The sequence below is a fragment of the Micromonospora sp. C31 genome, from assembly GCF_018070575.1.
Classification (GTDB): Bacteria; Actinomycetota; Actinomycetes; order Mycobacteriales; family Micromonosporaceae; genus Micromonospora.
Genome location: NZ_JAGPXN010000001.1, coordinates 888059 through 905573, shown reverse-complemented (window position 1 = coordinate 905573; position 17515 = coordinate 888059). Strand labels below are relative to the sequence as shown.

General features: G+C 72.4%; 14 protein-coding genes and 1 tRNA gene. 9 read left to right on the top strand and 6 right to left on the bottom strand.

Annotation, left to right across the window (positions count from 1 at the left end; all coding sequences use genetic code 11):
• Positions 1-5: 5 nt before the first annotated feature.
• Positions 6-1673 carry a fumarate hydratase gene (locus tag KBX06_RS04215; RefSeq protein WP_210832786.1) on the top strand — a complete coding sequence of 556 codons (1668 nt, stop codon included), beginning with the start codon at positions 6-8 and terminating at the stop codon, positions 1671-1673.
• 48 nt (positions 1674-1721) lie between these two features.
• Here the strand turns inward: KBX06_RS04215 and KBX06_RS04210 are convergent, their stop codons facing one another.
• Positions 1722-3092 carry a hypothetical protein gene (locus KBX06_RS04210; RefSeq protein ID WP_210832785.1) on the bottom strand — a complete coding sequence of 457 codons (1371 nt, stop codon included), beginning with the start codon at positions 3090-3092 and terminating at the stop codon, positions 1722-1724.
• Positions 3093-3383: 291 nt separating this feature from the next.
• Here KBX06_RS04210 and KBX06_RS04205 point away from each other — a divergent pair, with 291 nt between their 5' ends.
• Positions 3384-4793 (top strand): class II fumarate hydratase, encoded by a 1410-nt coding sequence (locus KBX06_RS04205; RefSeq protein ID WP_210832784.1) that lies wholly within the window; start codon positions 3384-3386, stop codon positions 4791-4793.
• A 762-nt stretch (positions 4794-5555) separates the two neighbouring features.
• Here the strand turns inward: KBX06_RS04205 and KBX06_RS04200 are convergent.
• A complete protein-coding gene (locus KBX06_RS04200; RefSeq protein ID WP_210832783.1) occupies positions 5556-6101 on the bottom strand; it encodes a CGNR zinc finger domain-containing protein in 546 nt (181 codons plus the stop codon).
• 75 nt (positions 6102-6176) lie between these two features.
• Here KBX06_RS04200 and KBX06_RS04195 point away from each other — a divergent pair, with 75 nt between their 5' ends.
• Together KBX06_RS04195 and KBX06_RS04190 are read left to right on the top strand one after the other, a co-directional pair.
• Entirely contained in the window at positions 6177-7142 is a 966-nt protein-coding gene (locus tag KBX06_RS04195) for a DMT family transporter (protein ID WP_210832782.1), read from the top strand.
• A gap of 133 nt (positions 7143-7275) precedes the next feature.
• A complete protein-coding gene (locus tag KBX06_RS04190) occupies positions 7276-8964 on the top strand; it encodes a S8 family serine peptidase (RefSeq protein WP_210832781.1) in 1689 nt (562 codons plus the stop codon).
• A gap of 98 nt (positions 8965-9062) precedes the next feature.
• On the opposite strand, the gene KBX06_RS04185 is transcribed toward KBX06_RS04190, so the two are convergent.
• Entirely contained in the window at positions 9063-10085 is a 1023-nt protein-coding gene (locus KBX06_RS04185; protein WP_210832780.1) for a hypothetical protein, read from the bottom strand.
• A 176-nt stretch (positions 10086-10261) separates the two neighbouring features.
• Entirely contained in the window at positions 10262-10909 is a 648-nt protein-coding gene (locus KBX06_RS04180) for an IclR family transcriptional regulator (RefSeq protein WP_210832779.1), read from the bottom strand.
• A 64-nt stretch (positions 10910-10973) separates the two neighbouring features.
• On the opposite strand from KBX06_RS04180, the gene cysS reads away from it, so the two are divergent.
• Positions 10974-12389, top strand: a complete 1416-nt coding sequence (cysS, locus tag KBX06_RS04175) for a cysteine--tRNA ligase (RefSeq protein ID WP_210832778.1) — start codon at positions 10974-10976, stop codon at positions 12387-12389.
• Positions 12389-13525 carry a 23S rRNA (guanosine(2251)-2'-O)-methyltransferase RlmB gene (gene rlmB / locus KBX06_RS04170; RefSeq protein ID WP_210832777.1) on the top strand — a complete coding sequence of 379 codons (1137 nt, stop codon included), beginning with the start codon at positions 12389-12391 and terminating at the stop codon, positions 13523-13525. The genes cysS and rlmB overlap by 1 nt, the downstream gene beginning before the upstream one ends.
• A gap of 124 nt (positions 13526-13649) precedes the next feature.
• Here rlmB and KBX06_RS04165 read toward each other — a convergent pair whose 3' ends face one another.
• Positions 13650-14741: an ABC transporter ATP-binding protein gene (locus tag KBX06_RS04165; RefSeq protein WP_210832776.1), complete on the bottom strand. Its 1092-nt coding sequence runs from the start codon at positions 14739-14741 to the stop codon at positions 13650-13652.
• A gap of 331 nt (positions 14742-15072) precedes the next feature.
• Here KBX06_RS04165 and KBX06_RS04160 point away from each other — a divergent pair.
• The 3 genes from KBX06_RS04160 (at position 15073) to KBX06_RS04150 (ending at position 16178) form a co-directional block, all read left to right on the top strand.
• Positions 15073-15149 (top strand) — tRNA-Thr (locus tag KBX06_RS04160).
• Positions 15150-15301: 152 nt separating this feature from the next.
• Positions 15302-15748 carry a helix-turn-helix domain-containing protein gene (locus KBX06_RS04155; protein ID WP_210832775.1) on the top strand — a complete coding sequence of 149 codons (447 nt, stop codon included), beginning with the start codon at positions 15302-15304 and terminating at the stop codon, positions 15746-15748.
• Between the two features lie 10 nt (positions 15749-15758).
• Complete coding sequence (locus KBX06_RS04150) at positions 15759-16178, top strand: VOC family protein (protein ID WP_210832774.1); 420 nt, start codon at positions 15759-15761, stop codon at positions 16176-16178.
• Positions 16179-16292: 114 nt separating this feature from the next.
• Here KBX06_RS04150 and KBX06_RS04145 read toward each other — a convergent pair whose 3' ends face one another.
• Entirely contained in the window at positions 16293-17504 is a 1212-nt protein-coding gene (locus tag KBX06_RS04145; RefSeq protein ID WP_210832773.1) for a LysR family transcriptional regulator, read from the bottom strand.
• Positions 17505-17515 lie beyond the last annotated feature (11 nt).

The window sequence follows — 17515 nt, the reverse complement described above, 5'->3', positions numbered from 1 at the left end:
CGCTCATGAGCAGTGCCGCCTCGTTCTCGTATGCTCCCTTGCTGCCGACCGGCCCGGACCAGACGGAATACCGTCTGGTCACCGACGAGGGCGTCGACGTCGTCAACGGGCCGGGGGGTCGCCGGTTCCTCACCGTGGAGCCGACCGCGCTCACCGCGCTGACCGCCGAGGCGATGCACGACATCGCGCACTACCTGCGCCCGGCGCACCTGGCCCAGCTGCGGTCGATCATCGACGACCCGGCGGCCTCGCCCAACGACCGGTTCGTCGCGCTCGACCTGCTGCGCAACGCCAACATCGCGGCCGGCGGCGTGCTGCCGATGTGCCAGGACACGGGCACCGCGATCGTGATGGGCAAGCGCGGCCGGCACGTACTCACCGACGGCAGCGACGCCGAGGCCGTCTCGCGCGGGGTCTACCAGGCCTACACCCGGCTCAACCTGCGCTACTCGCAGCTCGCCCCGCTGACCATGTGGGAGGAGCGCAACACCGGCAGCAACCTGCCGGCGCAGGTGGAGCTCTACGCGGAGGATCCGGACGGGCAGCCCGACGCGTACAAGTTCCTCTTCATGGCCAAGGGCGGCGGCTCGGCCAACAAGTCGTACCTCTACCAGGAGACCAAGGCGCTGCTGAACCCCACGCGGATGATGCAGTTCCTGGAGGAGAAGCTGCGGCTGATCGGCACCTCCGCCTGCCCGCCCTACCACCTCGCCGTCGTCATCGGCGGCACCTCCGCCGAGTACGCCCTGAAGACCGCCAAGTACGCCAGCGCCAAGTACCTGGACGCGCTGCCCACCTCGGGCTCGATGAGCGCGCACGGCTTCCGGGACCTGGAGCTGGAGGCGGAGGTGCTGGAGCTGACCCGCGACTTCGGCATCGGCGCGCAGTTCGGCGGGCGCTACTTCTGCCACGACGTACGGGTGGTCCGACTGCCCCGGCACGGCGCCTCCTGCCCGGTGGCGATCGCCGTCTCCTGTTCGGCCGACCGGCAGGCGGTCGCCAAGATCACCCCGTCGGGCGTGTGGCTGGAGCGGCTCGAGACCGACCCGGCGCGCTACCTGCCCGACGTCACCGACGAGACGCTCGACGCGTCCGAGGTGGTCCGTGTCGACCTCAACCGGCCGATGGACGAGATCCGCGCCGAGCTGTCGAAGTACCCGGTGAAGACCCGGTTGTCACTGACCGGCCCGCTCGTGGTGGCCCGCGACATCGCGCACGCCAAGATCGCGGAGCGGCTGGACGCCGGCGAGCCGATGCCGCAGTACCTGCGCGACCACGCGGTCTACTACGCCGGCCCCGCCAAGACCCCGGAGGGCTACGCGTCCGGCTCGTTCGGCCCGACCACCGCCGGGCGGATGGACGCGTACGTGGAGAAGTTCCAGGCCGCGGGCGGCTCCCAGGTCATGCTCGCCAAGGGCAACCGCTCCGCCCAGGTCACCCGCTCCTGCCAGCAGCACGGCGGCTTCTACCTCGGCTCGATCGGCGGCCCGGCCGCCCGGCTCGCGCAGGACTGCATCAAGCACGTCGAGGTCCTGGAGTACGCGGAGCTGGGCATGGAGGCGGTCTGGAAGATCGAGGTGGAGGACTTCCCGGCCTTCATCGTGGTCGACGACAAGGGCAACGACTTCTTCGCCGAGGTCACCAAGCCGGTGCTGACGGTCGGCCGCCGCTGACCCGCGTACGCGAAGGGGCGCCGGGCAGTCGCCCGGCGCCCCTCGTCGTCATCCCGCTTCCGGCACCCAGAAGAACAGTTGGGCCTCACCCGAGAGCAGTCCGCCCGCGGTCGTGCTGCGGACGTACAGGAAGTACACGTCGGAGACCGCCGGGGTCACGGTGACCCGCGCCGTGCCGTCGGCTTCGGCGCTGACCGTGGTCTCCTCGCCGTCATTGAGCCGGTACGTGTACTTCACCACGTTCGCCATGTTCGGTGCGAAGCTGAGCCGCCGCGGCGTACCTGCCGGTGCCGCCGGGTCCTCGTCGATGATCGTCGGCGCGGTGGAACGCACGAAGAACTGGTAGACGGTGTTCTCGGAGAAGTTCCCGGCCCGGTCGACGCTCTGCACGACGAGGCTGTTCGGTCCGTCTCGCTCGGGCGCGTAGCTGACCGTCGCAGACCGGCCCGATGCGTCCACCGGGACGAAGTGCGTGCCACCGAAATCGCCGTAGACGAAGCCCTTCAGGTCGTCGGCTTCGGCGGCGAAGGTGAAGCTGCCCGGGATGCCGGGGCCCCCGGTGCCCGGCGAGCCGCCCTGATCCGGGTAGTCGGTGGAGGAGACGGCCGGGGCGGCCGGCGCCACCGTGTCGACGGTGAACCGGCATTCCGGCGACCAGCCCGAGCTGTCGTGCTGGTCGGACGCCCGCACCGCGAAGGCGTAGGTGCCAGCATGCACGAGCGTGTCCGCCGGGAGCCGGTACTGGTACTGCGCCGGGGCCGTCTGACCGTCGAGGGTGGCTTCCGCCCGCTCCGCCGGGCGGTCGACGGGCCACCAGGCGAAGGTGCCCGCGACATGGTCGTGGCCCCCGGTCTCGTTGACATCGGGATCGGAGACCAGGGCTCGGAGTGTCGGTGTGGTGGTGCGGATCGTCAGCGGGGTGTCGCACGCTGCGCCATCGACGGTGAGCTGGTCGGGAATGTTCGGCGGCGTGTTGTGGTCCAGGGAGATGCCGACGTTCTTGATCCGGCGGCCGTAGTGCCTGTTCGCCTCGTGGTCGCTGGCGATCCGGACCATGAGCGTGAGCTGGTCGTGCCCGTCCGCCACCGCCTGGCGCACCGTCTCGGTGATCATCACCCCGATGAAGCTGCTCCCGCAGGGCAGGTTCGGATAGGCGATGTCCGCCACCTTCTCCCGTACCGCCGGGGCGGTGTTCCAGGTCGGGGCGCTGGCGGGAGGGTCGGTCCGCCACAGCTCGATCTCACGCGGCCTGGAGCAGTCGTTGACGCTCGTCTCCCCGGTGATCCCGCGGGCCGAGATGACCCGTTTCCCCTGGTAGGGCGTCAGGTCAAAGGTGAAGTACGCCCGGGCGGTGTGCTTCTTCCCGTCAGCCACCCAACTGCCCACCGGAACCGTGTCGTCGGAGGGGGAGAACGACATGGTCGGCTGCCAGGCGTCAGTCCATGTGACGCTGGCTGGAGTGACGTAGTCGGTTATGGCCGCCGCTGGCTGCGCGGTCACGGCCACCAGGCTGCCCGTGGCCAGTAGGAGAGCAACTGTCGTCGTCGCCGTACGGCGTGACGAAACCCGGTGTCGAATCGACATGGAACCTCCGAGTGGTATGCGGTCGATGTCATGACCTTAGATTCGTCACGCCACCCGATCGTCAGGATTTGGAGCCGCACGGCGTCGGACCAGCTTTCCCTGCGGCCCGGCGCGCGGCGCGGCAGGATGGTACGCGTGACGACTCCAGAGGCGACGGGCTACCGGATCGAACGCGACTCGATGGGCGAGGTGGAGGTGCCCACCGAGGCGCTGTGGCGGGCGCAGACCCAGCGCGCGGTGCAGAACTTCCCGATCTCCGGCCGGGGCATCGAACCGGCCCAGATCCGGGCGCTGGCCCAGATCAAGGGAGCGGCGGCCGAGGTCAACGGCGAGTTGGGCGTCATCGACGCGGACGTCGCCGCGGCGATCGCCGCCGCGGCGGCACACGTGGCCGACGGCGGCTACGACGACCAGTTCCCGATCGACGTGTTCCAGACGGGCTCCGGCACGTCGTCGAACATGAACACCAACGAGGTCATCGCCACGCTGGCCGGCCGGGAGCTGGGCCGGGACGTGCACCCGAACGACGACGTGAACGCCTCGCAGTCCAGCAACGACGTCTTCCCGTCCTCGATCCACCTGGCGGCCACCGAGGCGGTCGCGCGGGAGCTGCTGCCCGCGCTGGCTCACCTGGCGGAGGCGCTGGAGGGCAAGGCCACGGAGTTCGAGACCGTGGTCAAGGCCGGCCGTACCCACCTGATGGACGCCACTCCCGTGACTCTCGGGCAGGAGTTCGGCGGGTACGCCGCCCAGGTCCGCTACGGCATCGAGCGACTGGAGGGGGCCCTGCCCCGGCTGGCGGAGCTGCCGCTGGGCGGCACGGCGGTCGGCACCGGCATCAACACCCCGTTCGGCTTCGCCGCGAAGGTCATCGAGAAGCTGCGCGGTTCGACGGGTCTGCCGCTGACCGAGGCGCGCAACCACTTCGAGGCGCAGGGCGCCCGGGACGCGCTGGTGGAGACCTCCGGGCAGCTGCGTACGGTCGCCGTCGGCCTCTACAAGATCGCCAACGACATCCGCTGGATGGGCTCGGGCCCCCGCGCCGGGCTGCGCGAGCTGCGCATCCCCGACCTCCAGCCCGGCTCGTCGATCATGCCGGGCAAGGTGAACCCGGTGGTGGCCGAGGCGATGCGGCAGGTCTGCGCCCAGGTCATCGGCAACGACGCCACCGTGGGGTTCGCCGGCTCCCAGGGCGACTTCGAGCTGAACGTCATGCTCCCCGTGATGGGCCGCAACCTGCTGGAATCGATCCGCCTGCTCGCCGCGTCGAGCCGGCTCTTCGCCGACCGCATGGTGGTCGGCCTGGTCGCGGACGCCGAGGTCTGTCTGGCGTACGCGGAGGGCTCCCCGTCGATCGTCACCCCGCTCAACCGCCACCTCGGCTACGACGAGGCCGCCTCCATCGCCAAGGAGGCGCTGGCCAAGCAGGTCTCGATCCGCGAGGTGGTCATCTCCCGGGGGCACGTCGACTCGGGCAAGCTCACCGAGACGCAGCTCGACGAGGCGCTCGACCTGCTCCGGATGACCCACCCCTGAGTCGTCCCGCCGCTACCCGCCCTGTCCCGCCCGGTCGTCCGGCCTTGGCCCGGTCCGATGCCCGCTCCTGCCGGAAGGTAGCGAGGGGAGGCACTGTCGAGCCTGCCCACGTCGGTCTCGGCCTTGTCAGGCTTCCGGCACGGGTCGTGGGTGAGCGCCGTCGTCGGGTGTCCGTGCCGGGCGCTGCCCGGTTCCCCGCGCGCGCAGGGCGGTGGGACACCGCCGGGAACCGCCATCCGTGGCGCATGCCCGGTCCCCGCGCGCGCAGGGCGGTGGGACACCGCCGGGAACCGCCATCCGTGGCGCATGCCCGGTCCCCGCGCGCGGAGGGCGGCGTGCGCGCTGTCGAGCTGCCCCATCGGTGAGACCGAGGCGCCGACAGCCCTGCCGACAGGTAGGCGTCCCAGCGCTGACCGGCAAGTCGGACCGTCCGTAGAGGCGGCGAGGGCCGTGCGTCCGGGGTGGTCCAATGAACGGGGCAGCTCGACAGGGCGGAGGGCGGGCGTGCCTGCGGGCGGGACGGGTGACAACGTTTCAACCGGCGGCGTCAACGGCGTCAACGGCATCAACGGCGACGGCGGCGAGGGTCGTGCCCGGGGCGGAGGCCCTGGACCGCCCCGGCCGCGAGCGTGTGGTGTCGCTGTGGACCCTGCGCCCGGACGGTTCGCCGCACCTGTCGCCGGTGCGGTTCCTGTGCCGCGACGGGGACTGGTGGGTCGGCACGGGAGCGGATACGCGGCCGGGCCCGCTGAATCGTCGCCGTCAACCGCGCGCGGCGGACCTGCGGGCGCGGTAGGCGGTGACGGCGGCGCGGTTGCCGCAGCCCGCGTCGCAGAACCGTCGGCAGCGGTTCTTCGACAGGTCGACGAGCACGTTCTCGCAGGCCGGGTGGTCGCAGGTCCGCAGTCGGCGCAGCTCCCCGGCGCGTACGAGATCCGCCAGCGCCATCGCGGCCTCGACGGCCATCCGGGCCGCCAGCGGCGCGTCGCGCGGCACGGCGTGGAAGTGGTACGGCTCGTCGTCGTGGGTGATGAGCTGCGGCAGCGCGTCGTGCTCGCGGAGCAGTTCGTTGACGATGGCGACGATGCCCTCGGTGTCGGCGTGCCAGACGCGGCGCAGCCGGGGCCGGAGGTCGCGCACCGCCCGCAGTTCCTCCTCGGTGTGCTCGTGCCGCCCGCTGTAGCCGTGGGCGACGAAGTGCGCGTCCAGGGCGGCGACGTCGGGCAGGCCCTCACCGTCGCGGCCGGCGGTGTTCACCAGCGCTGCCACGGCGGTCAGGGAGCACTCCGTGTCATGAGTGAAAAGCAACTTGACTCCTGTCGCAGGGCCGGCCTAGCGTCACGGGTGTAGTGGCATTTTACTCATGACAGTGGGAGTGGATCGATGCGTCAGCCACCCGCCGCCGGGCTCGGTCTCGGCCTCGCGCTGCTCTCCGCCGTCACCTTCGCCACGTCGGGCACGTTCGCCCGGTCCCTCATCGACGCCGGCTGGTCGGCCGAGGCGGCCGTGGTCGCCCGGGTCGGCGTCGCCGCCCTGATCGTGGCGGTCCCGGCCGTGCTGTCGCTGCGCGGCAGATGGGGCGTGCTGCGCCGCAACCTAGCCGCGATCGGCGTGTTCGGGCTGCTCGGGGTTGCGACGGCCCAGGTCTGCTTCTTCAACGCGGTCCGCTACCTGCCGGTCGGCGTCGCGCTGCTGCTGGAGTACCTCGGCATCGTGCTGGTGGTGGGCTGGATGTGGCTGGTCCACGGGCAGCGTCCCCGCCGGCTGACCGTCGCCGGCTCGGCGGCGGCCCTCGCCGGCCTCTTCTTCGTCCTGGACCTGACCGGGGCCGGCCGCCTCGACCCGGTGGGCGTGCTCTGGGGGTTGGGCGCGGCGATCGGCCTCGCCGGCTACTTCGTGCTCGCGGGCCGGGTCGACGAGGAGTTGCCCTCGGTGGCCATGGCCAGCGGCGGCATGGCCGTCGGGGCCGCCGCCCTGCTCCTGCTCGGCGCGGTCGGTGTGCTGCCGCTGCGGGTGGCTCTCGGCGAGGTCACCTTCGCCGGGCAGCGCACCAGCTGGCTGGTGCCGGTGGTCGGCCTGTCGCTGGTCGCCGCCGTCGTCGCGTACCTCGCCGGGATCGCCGGCACCCGGATCCTCGGCGCGCGGCTGTCGTCGTTCGTGGGGCTGACCGAGGTGATGTTCGCCGTCCTGATCGCCTGGCTGGTGCTGGGCGAACTGCCCACCGTGGTGCAACTGCTCGGTGGCGCCCTGATCGTCGCCGGCGTCGCCCTGGTGCGCGTCGACGAACTGCGTGCCCCCCGTACCGACGACCGCCCGGAACCGCACGTCGCCGAGCCCGCCCTGCCGTGACCCGAACGGGCCGCGCTGTCGCGTCCACGACGGATGAAAACGAGATTCCCGCCATAGCCGACGTTGCTATGGCGGAAAGTGCCGCGGTGTTGTCTGATGGCTGCCACGTCCCTCAACGAGAGGATCCGATGTGGTGAGCAAGCGCTTCACCGCCGGTGCCGTCGCAACCGCGACGACGCTGGCACTCGCGGTGACGGGCATGAGCGTGCCGGCCAGTGCCGAGCCGACCAGTGCCCGTACCTTCACCGTCGTCGCCGAGGACGGTGTCTCCGCGGACGCGGCCGTCGCCGCCATCCGTTCGGCCGGTGGCACCGTGGTGTCCCGGTCCGACGAGGTCGGCATGTTCCGGGTGACCAGCGACCGGGCGGACTTCGCCGCGAAGGCCACCGCCGCGTCGACGCTGATCGGCGCCACCGAGCAGAAGGCGATCGGCCGCAAGCCCAAGCTGGACCGGGTCGAGCAGGAGCACCTGTTGGCCGCCGCCGCGGCCAAGGGCGTCGGCGCCAAGCGTGGCAAGAAGATGGACCCGCTCGACGACAAGCTCTGGGGCCTGGAGATGATCAGGGCCGACCGGGCGCGCAAGATCGAGCCGGGTGACCGCCGGGTCACCGTCGGCGTCCTGGACACCGGCGTAGACGCCAGCAACCCGGACATCGCGCCGAACTTCGACTGGGCGCTGTCCCGTAACTTCGCCCCCGACATCGTCGACGTCGACGGCGAGTGCGAGGTGGCGAGCTGCCTCGACCCGGTCGGCACCGACGACGGCGGGCACGGGACCCACGTGGCCGGCACCATCGGCGCCGCCGCCAACGGCTTCGGTCTCTCCGGCGTCGCCCCGAACGTCTCCCTGGTCGAACTCAAGGGCGGCCAGGACTCCGGCTACTTCTTCCTGGAGCCGGTGGTCAACTCCCTGCTGCACGCCGGGAAGGTCGGCCTGGACGTGGTCAACATGTCCTTCTACGTCGACCCGTGGCTCTACAACTGCACCGCCAACCCGGCCGACTCCCCCGAGCACCAGGCCGAGCAGCGGGCCATCATCAAGGCCATGAAGCGGGCCCTGAACTTCGCCCACAACCGGGGCGTCACCCTGGTCGGCGCGCTGGGCAACAGCCACGAGGACCTGGGCGACCCGCGGACCGACACGTCGAGCCCGGACTACGGTGACACCGCGCCCTACCCGCGCGAGATCGACAACGACAGCTGCTGGGACCTGCCCACCGAGGGCCCCAACGTGATCAGCGTGTCGGCGGTCGGGCCGTCGGGCAAGAAGTCGGACTTCTCGAACTACGGCACCGAGCAGACCGCCGTGGCGGCGCCCGGCGGCTGGTTCCGCGACGGCTTCGGCACGGACACCTTCCGCACCGACGCCAACATGATCCTCTCGACGTACCCGAAGAAGGTGCTCCAGGAGGAGGGCTCGGTCGACGCCGACGGCAACATCGTCGCCGGCTTCGAGGAGTCGGTCTTCAAGGCGTGCAAGGCCAACGGCGAGTGCGGGTACTACACCTACCTGCAGGGCACCTCGATGGCGGCCCCGCACGCCTCCGGCGTCGCCGCGCTGATCGTCAGCAAGCACGGCAAGAAGGACCGTCGGGGTGGCTTCGGCATGGCGCCGAAGCTGGTGGAGCAGCACCTCTACCGGACGGCCGCCGAGCGCGCCTGCCCGGAGCCGCGCCTCCAGTCGTACGCCAACGAGGGTCGGGACGCCGAGTTCGACGCCTACTGCGCCGGAGGGCTGAACTTCAACGGCTTCTACGGGTACGGCATCGTCGACGCCTACGCGGCGGTGAAGACCCCGGTCAAGCCCAACGTCCGCCCGTAACGACGCACCATCGGAGGGGCCCGGTCGACGTCGACCGGGCCCCTCGCCTGTCCGGCGGGTGGCGGTCGGCCCGGCGGCCGGTGGCGGAGGCGCCCCGGTCACGGGCGCCAGCCCCGGGCGCCGAGCGCGGCGCGCGTCTCGCGCAGGACGCCCGGGAAGTCCTGGCGCAGTCGCCTGCCGGTCACCGGTAGCACGAGCCAGCCGGCCCCGACGAGCCGGGCGATCCGGTCGAGGTGCCCGGCGTCGGTCTCGGCGTGCCGCCCGTCCTGGGCGACGGCGACTCGGTACGCCGGCCACGCCAGGTCGGCGTGCACGACCAGCCCGGAGGCGGCCCGGACCGCGTGCCGGACGGCGGGACGTGGCAGCCCGGCCAGCACGAGCCGCACCCGAAGCTCGGACTCGGCCGCCGACCGGGCGCCCGGATCCGCCAGTTCGAACACCCAGCGGGCCCGGCGACCGCCCGGCCGGTCGGCGTTGCGGGCGGCGACGTCGGCGAGGGCCGCACGGCTGGTCAGCCCCTGCCGGAGCAGCCTGTCGACGATGCCGACCGCACGCAGCGGCTCCAACCAGACCGCCGTCTCCCAGGCCGCCGAGGTCGGATCCGTGCTGGCCGGCACGCCGGCGGTACGCAGATCCGCCACCCTCGGTCCGCCCGGAACCGGCCGGACCGGACTGCCCGGACCGTCGGCCGGCGCGCGCAGCGCCGTGCGGAGGCCGTCGCCCGGCGTGCGGAGCGTCGGGTACGGCCCGCCACCCGCCCCTGCTGGCTGCCGGTGCGCGCCCGTGCAGTGCACGCGCAGGCCCCGTTGCGGGCCGAGGCGAACCCCCCTCGGGACGAGGACATGCACGTCGTCGGCGAACGAGGCGGCGTGCTCGACACCGTGCAGACAGGCCGCCGAGGGGCCGGCGAAGAGCGCCTCGGGCGGCAGCCGCAGGACGGCGGCCCGGCAGGCCAGGGCGTGGTCCCGGTGCAGCCGGGCGTCGGCGTAGACGTCGTGGCGCAGGCGTAGCCAGGCCGAGCTGCGCAGCTGGTGCTCGGTGACCAGCCCCTGTCGGATCGCGTCTGAGCCGCGGAAGACCTGCCAGGCCAGGGCGCCGGGCCGGTGCGGTGGAGGTGGCATGGAGGCAGCGTGCCCGCCTCCGGGCGCCGCCCGGCACCCCTGTGGACAACCGGAGGCGCAACGGGACATCGTCGCCTGTGGACAACCGACACGACGGCCGCCGGATGTGCTAGAAGAGCGCCTCTCGGGAGGCGAGGACGTCCCCGGCGGGCGGGGGAGGTGAAGGACCGGCCCGCTCAGGAGAGGGCGGTGGCGATGGCGGCGGCGGCGGCGAGGACCTGCGCGCCGACCCCCTCGGCGTCCAGCGGGGCCAGCGCCACCACCCCGACACTCGCCTCCAGACCCGGCACGCCGAGCACCGGGGCGGCCACGCCGTACGCCCCCGGCTGGAGCTCCCCGGCGGTGCTCACCGGGCCGGCGGCGCCCGCCCGGCCGGCGAGGATGGCCTGCCCGGCCGCACCGCGCTCCAGCGGGTGCCGCGCCCCCGTCCGGTACGCGACGTGGAAGGACGTCCAGCTCGGCTCGACCACGGCGAGGGCGACCCCCTCGCCGCCCTCGACCACGGTCAGGTGGGCGGTCGCGCCGGCCTGCTCGGCGAGGCGGCGCAACGCGGGCAGCGCCCCCTCGGCGAGCAGCGGCTGGGCCCGTCGTGCCAGGTGCAGCACCCCGGCACCGAGGCGCAGCCGGCCCCCGCCGTCACGGCGCAGCATGCCGTGCGCGGTGAGCGCGCCGACCAGCCGGTACACCGCCGCCCGGCCGATGCCCAACCGGTTCGCCGCCTCGGTGACGGTGAGCCCGCCCGGCGCGTCGGCGACCAGGTGCAACAGCCGCAGCCCCCGGTCCAGCGTCTGCGCCGTCTCCCCGCCCCGCGCCGTCGTCTCCACGAACAGCAGCGTACGACCCGGCTCCGGACAACCCCGGAACGCGTGCGACGGCTACCCTTGTACGGTGACGCTACGCCTGTATGACACCGCCACCCGATCGGTGCGGGACTTCGTCCCGCGGGAAACCGGCAAGGTGGGGGTCTACCTGTGTGGTCTCACCCTCCAGGCCCCGCCGCACATCGGTCACCTTCGCTCCGGCGTCAACTACGACGTGCTGCGCCGCTGGCTGCTCGCCGCCGGCTACGAGGTCACCTTCATCCGCAACGTGACCGACATCGACGACAAGATCCTGGTCAAGGCGATGGAGCGGGGCCGGCCGTTCTGGTCGATCGCGTACGCCAACGAGCTGATCCTGGCCGACTCCTACCGGGCGCTGAACGTGCTGCCCCCGACGTACGAGCCGCGCGCCACCGGGCACGTCCCGGAGATGCACGAGCTGATCGCCAAGCTGATCGCCGAGGGGCACGCCTACCCGGCCACCGACGACTCCGGTGACGTCTACTTCGACGTCCGCTCGTGGCCGGCGTACGGCTTCCTGTCGGGACAGTCGCCGGACGCGATGCAGTCGGCCGGGGACGCGCCCGACCGGGGCAAGCGCGACCCGCGCGACTTCGCGTTGTGGAAGGGCGCCAAGCCCGACGAGCCGGCGGACGCCTACTGGCCGTCGCCGTGGGGGCGGGGCCGGCCGGGCTGGCACATCGAGTGCTCGGCGATGTGCTGGCGCTACCTCGGCGCCGAGTTCGACATCCACGGCGGAGGGCTGGACCTCACCTTCCCCCACCACGAGAACGAGATCGCCCAGTCGCAGGCCGCCGGGCTGCCGTTCGCCCGCTACTGGGTGCACCACGGGCTGCTCAGCATCGGCGGCGCCAAGATGGGCAAGTCGCTGGGCAACGCCCTCGACCTGACGTACGTCGACTCGCTCGGGGTGCGCCCGGTGGAGCTGCGCTACTACTACGCCGCCGCGCACTACCGGTCCCGCATCGACTACTCCGAGGACGCGCTGCGCGAGGCCGCCGTCGCGTACCGCCGGATCGAGGGGTTCGTGCAGCGGGCCGTCGAGCGCGTCGGCGCCGGCCAGCTCGGCGACCTGCCGGGGGCGTTCGCCGCGGCGATGGACGACGACCTGAACACCTCCGCCGCGTTCGCCGTCCTGCACGAGGTGGTCCGCGACGGCAACACCGCGTTGACCGGCGGCGACGATGTGACCGTCCGCACGGCGCTGGCCGCGGCCCGTGCCATGCTGGATATCCTCGGGATCGACCCCCTCGACCCGGCGTGGACCGGTGGCGGCCGCGCGGACGACCTGCGCGGCGTGGTGGACTCGCTGGTCGCGCTGGCCCTGGAGCAGCGCGCACAGGCCCGCGGTCGCAAGGACTGGGCTGCCGCCGACGCCGTACGCGACCAGCTCAAGCAGGCCGGCGTGGTGGTCGAGGACACCCCCCAGGGCCCCCGTTGGACTATTGGAGAGCAGGACTGATGGCCGGCAACTCGCAGCGCCGTGGCCGGCGACTGACGCCGAAGGCGGGAGCCCCGAAGGGCTCCGGTGGCAAGAACAAGGACAGCCTCGCCGGGCGGGGGAAGACTCTGCCCGCCGACGAGCGGCCCTGGCACAAGGCCTACTCGGGCACCGAGAAGCTGCCGCAGCGCACCGCCTGGAAGCAGGACAAGGAGCGCCGGGCGGCGGCCGAGGAGGGGCGCGCCCCGAAGATCGGTCAGCCGGGCAGCAAGGACACCACCTGGGGCAAGGGCGGTGGCCGGGGCACGCCGACCACCGGCGGGCGCGGCGCGGGCGGTGCCCGGGGCGGCCGGCCCGCCGGTCGCGGCGGCCCCCGGGTCGCGCCGGGCCGCAAGTCCAACCCGTCGAAGGACACCCCGGAGCTGCTGGTCGGGCGCAACCCGGTGCTGGAGGCGCTGCGCGCCCTGGTGCCGGCGACCGCGCTCTACACCGCCCAGGGAATCGACGTCGACGACCGGGTCAACGAGATCATCCGCACTGCCGCCGACCGGGGCATCGCGAACCTGGAGATCAGCCGGGCCGAGCTGGACCGGATGACGGGCGGCGTGCTGCACCAGGGCGTCGGCCTCCAGGTGCCGCCGTTCGCCTACGAGCCCTTCGAGGACCTCGTCGCGGCGGCGCTGGAGCAGGCCGCCCCGCTGCTCGTGGCGCTCGACGGAGTCACCGACCCGCGCAATCTCGGCGCGGTGATCCGCTCCGCCGCCGCCTTCGGCGCGCAGGGTGTCTTCGTACCGGAGCGGCGGGCCGCCGGCATCACCGCGACCGCCTGGCGGACCAGCGCCGGCGCGGCGGCGCGGGTGCCGGTCGCCCAGGTGACGAACCTGACCCGGTCGCTGAAGGCCTGCCGGGACGCCGGCTTCATGGTGGTGGGTTTGGACGCCGACGGCGAGACCGACCTCTACGACCTGGAGGCCGCCGTCGGCCCGCTGGTCGTGGTGGTCGGCTCCGAGGGTCGGGGGCTCTCCCGGCTGGTCGGCGAGACCTGTGACCTCACGGTCGGCATCCCGATGGTCTCCGACGTCGAGTCGCTCAACGCCAGCGTCGCCGCCGCCGTCACCCTCGCCGAGGTGGCACGCCGCCGGGCCGCCGAGGGCTGATCCCGCACACGCGCGAAGGGGCGGTCCGCCGGTGGCGGGCCGCCCCTTCGCGCGTCGGGGCCTACGGCCGGAAACGATGACGGGGGTGCGCGCCGGTCGGCGGGCACCCCCGTCGGGTCGTACGTCAGATGCGGTTGCCGGTGCTCGCGTTGAAGACGTGGCTGCGGCCCTCGCGCGGCTTGACGAACACGGTGTCGCCCATGTTCGGCATGGTGCGCCGGTCGGTACGGACCACGAAGCGCTCGTTGTTGCCCTCGAGCGCGGCGTGGCCGTAGATGTTGGCGTCCGAACCGAGGTCCTCGACCAGCTCGACGACGACGGGCATGCCGCCCTCGGTCGGGCTGACCAGGTCGCAGTCCTCGGGGCGGAAGCCGACGGTCACCTTGTTGTCGCCGCCGTCGGCGCGGGCCGCCTCGACCTGCTCGCGGGTGAGCGGGATCTGCAGGTCGGCGAACGCGGCGCCCCGCTCGCTCAGCGGCACGGTCTTGATGTTCATGGCGGGAGAGCCCATGAAGCCGGCGACGAAGACGTTGGCCGGGGTGTCGTAGAGCGCGCGCGGGGTGTCCACCTGCTGGAGCACACCGTCGAGCATGACCGCCACCCGGTGGCCCATGGTCATGGCCTCGACCTGGTCGTGGGTGACGTAGACGGTGGTGACGCCCAGCTTCGCCTGCAGCGACGCGATCTGGGTACGGGTCTGCACACGCAGCTTCGCGTCGAGGTTCGACAGCGGCTCGTCCATGAGGAAGACCTGCGGCTCGCGGACGATCGCCCGGCCCATGGCCACCCGCTGGCGCTGACCGCCGGAGAGCGCCTTCGGCTTGCGGCTCAGGTACTCCTCCAACTGGAGCAGCGCCGCGGCCTCCTTGACCCGCCGGTCGATCTCGGCCTTGGAGGTCTTGCGCAGCTTGAGCGCGAACGCCATGTTCTCGTAGACCGTCATGTGCGGGTAGAGGGCGTAGTTCTGGAAGACCATCGCGATGTCGCGGGCCTTCGGCGGCAGGTGGGTGACGTCCCGGTCGTCGATGTGGATCGAGCCCTGGTCGACGTCCTCGAGGCCGGCGAGCATGCGCAGGCTGGTGGACTTGCCGCAACCGGAGGGGCCGACCAGGACGAGGAACTCGCCGTCGCCGATCTCCAGGTCGAGCTGGTTGACGGCGGGACGCTCCTGGCCCGGGTAGATCCGGGACGCCTTGGAGTAGGTGACCGTAGCCATGGTGGGGTGCTTCCTTTCACCGGCAGGAACGTGCCGGACGATCCGAGTGAAGGAGCGGCCGGCACAGGACGCGCCGGCCCACGGGCAGCGTCTCGATGATCGAGATGTCGTCCGTGTCACTGCACGGTAAACGGCTTTCCGCCACGTGCCAAGGCGGGATGCACGGGATGGGACGGGCCGCCCAGACATTCCGGTCACTCGGGCACGGGCGGACATCAATCGACCGTCGATGTAGGTGCGCCGCAGCGGTTCGGCGACGTTTCCGGTGGTCGGGGGGCCTGCCGAGGGAGAAATCCGGACGTCAGTCGCTATGCTGACGTCGGCACCACGCGCCCCTGTAGCTCAGCTGGCCAGAGCACTCGCCTTGTAAGCGAGATGTCGCCGGTTCGATCCCGGCCGGGGGCTCCAATTGCAGATCGGCTCCCAACGGTTCGCGCGCCGGCGCGCGGCCGGGGTGGGGCCCTGCGGCCCTGGTCCACCGCCACCCGGCCATCACGGCCGCCATCCTGGCGACCGCGCTAGCGGGAACGGCGGTTCGGCCGACGCCTATGCTGGGCGGCGTGAGCAGGGCGACGGAGGAGTCGAACCGGGCCATGCTTCGCGCCCGGGACGCCATGGACCGCGCGTACGACCAGCCGCTGGACATCCCCGCCCTGGCCCGGATCGCGTACGTCTCGGAGGCGCACTTCATCCGCACCTTCCGGGCGACCTTCGGCGAGACACCGCACCGCTACCTCCAGCGGCGGCGGGTGGAGCGGGCCATGTACCTGCTGCTGCACACCGACCGGGACGTCACCGACGTCTGCTTCGCGGTCGGCTTCTCCAGCCTGGGCACGTTCAGCCGCACGTTCCGGCAGATCGTCGGGGAACCGCCGTCGGAGTACCGCCGGCGCAAGGCGCCGACCGCCGCCGTGCCGGTGTGCTTCACGAAGGCGTGGACCCGCCCCAGCAGCTTCGGGCAGCAGCGGTCAGTTTTGGATAAGCAGCAGGTCGGGCCCGCCCCGTAGCGTTCCCGGCATGACGATGAACGCGATCAGCCGCTCCCAGATCTACGTGCTCGACCAGGACGAGGCCCTCGACTTCTATGTCGGCAAGCTCGGCCTGGAGGTCAACACCGACACCGACCTCGGCTTCATGCGCTGGCTGACGGTGAACCTGCCCGGCGACCCGGAGCGCGAGATCCTGCTGGAGAAGCCGGGCCCGCCGGCGCTGGACCCGGCGACCGCCGGGCAGGTCCGGGAACTGCTCACCAAGGGGGCGCTGGGCGGCTACCTCTTCATGACCACCGACGACGCCCACAAGACGTACGAGGACCTGGTCGCCAAGGGCGTCGAGATCACCGACGAGCCGACGGAGCGCCCGTACGGGATCGACTTCGGCATCCGCGACCCGTTCGGCAACAAGATCCGCATCGGCCAGATGTTCTCCAGGGGCTGACCTGGCGGCGGGGGCGTGACCGGCGTCCCGGCCCCCGCGCTGTGGCTTGCCGCACCGGGTGGCGGTGCGCTACCACTGCCGCCGGATCGGACCGGGCCGTGCGGATGCCCCGGCTCAGGTCAGGGCGTAGCCGGGCCAACGGGCGGGGTCGGCGCGCAGTGCGGCGAGCAGATCCGGCCGACGCTCGGCCAACTGCCCGACGTGTCGGTCACGCAACCACCGCGCCAACCAGGCGGCGGTCGGTGCGGCCGGGCCACCGTGCCGCCATGCGACGGTCAACCTGACCCGGAGGTCCTCGGCCAGCCGTACGGTGTGCAGCTCGCCGGGAGGCACGAGGGTCGCGCTGGTGAGGGCGACCGCCACGCCGTCCTTCAGGATGTGGCGGCCACTGGGCCCGTTGAGGGCGGTGAAGCGGATCCTGGGCACGAAGCCCGCGGCCTGACAGACAGCCAGAACCGACCGCTGGTTACGGGTGCCGGCGGGGCCGGTGAGCCAGTCGTGGTCCGCCAACTCGCGCAGCGCGACGGTCGTCCGGCCGGCACCGGCGTCCTTGGGCAGCAGGACGTACGCCGGGTCCTCGAAGGCGACGATCGTGTCCCACCCGGCGGGCGTGGCAAGGCCGGCGAGCGGCAGGTCCGCGTACACGCAGATGTCGGCGGCGAGCATCGCTGGCGTCCAGTCCGGGCCGGGAATGCTGACGACGTGCTGCCGCACGTCGACCAGGGTTCCGTCGCGGAGCGCGTCGACCATCCCGGTGGAACCGAACTCACTGGCCACCGTCAAGCCGCCGGGGACGACCGGAACGTCGTCGGCCGTCGTCGTCGCCGACAGCCGGGACAGTTCCTTCTCCAGCCTCTGCAGGTGTGGCAGCAGTTCGACGAGTGTCGGCCTGGCCGACACGCCCTTCGAGGTCCGGTCGAACAGGGTGCTGCCCCAGCTACGCTCGATCCGCTTCAGCTGGGCACTCACCGAGGGCTGGGGCAGACCCAGGTCACGGGCCGCGCCGTTGATCGACCCGGTCGCGGCTACCGAGGTCACCAGCCGCACGTGCCGCATGGCCACGGCGTCGGCGTCGACGCCGACGAGGGCGGCGATCGCCTCGGCAGCGGCCGTCGCCTGACTGACCGAGCCCAGCGCCGCCCGCCCCCGGTCGGTCAGGTGGTACCCCGCCCCGGCCCGGCGCAGCCACGCCACCCCGCCGGCACCGGCCAGCCGGCGTAGCCGCTTGCGGACGGCGGTCTCACCCAGACCGAGTCGGGCGGCGAGGGCCGGGCAGTCGAGCCCGTCGGCAACGCCCAGCAGCAGCCGCAGGTCGATCGTGTCCACGGTGATCTCCA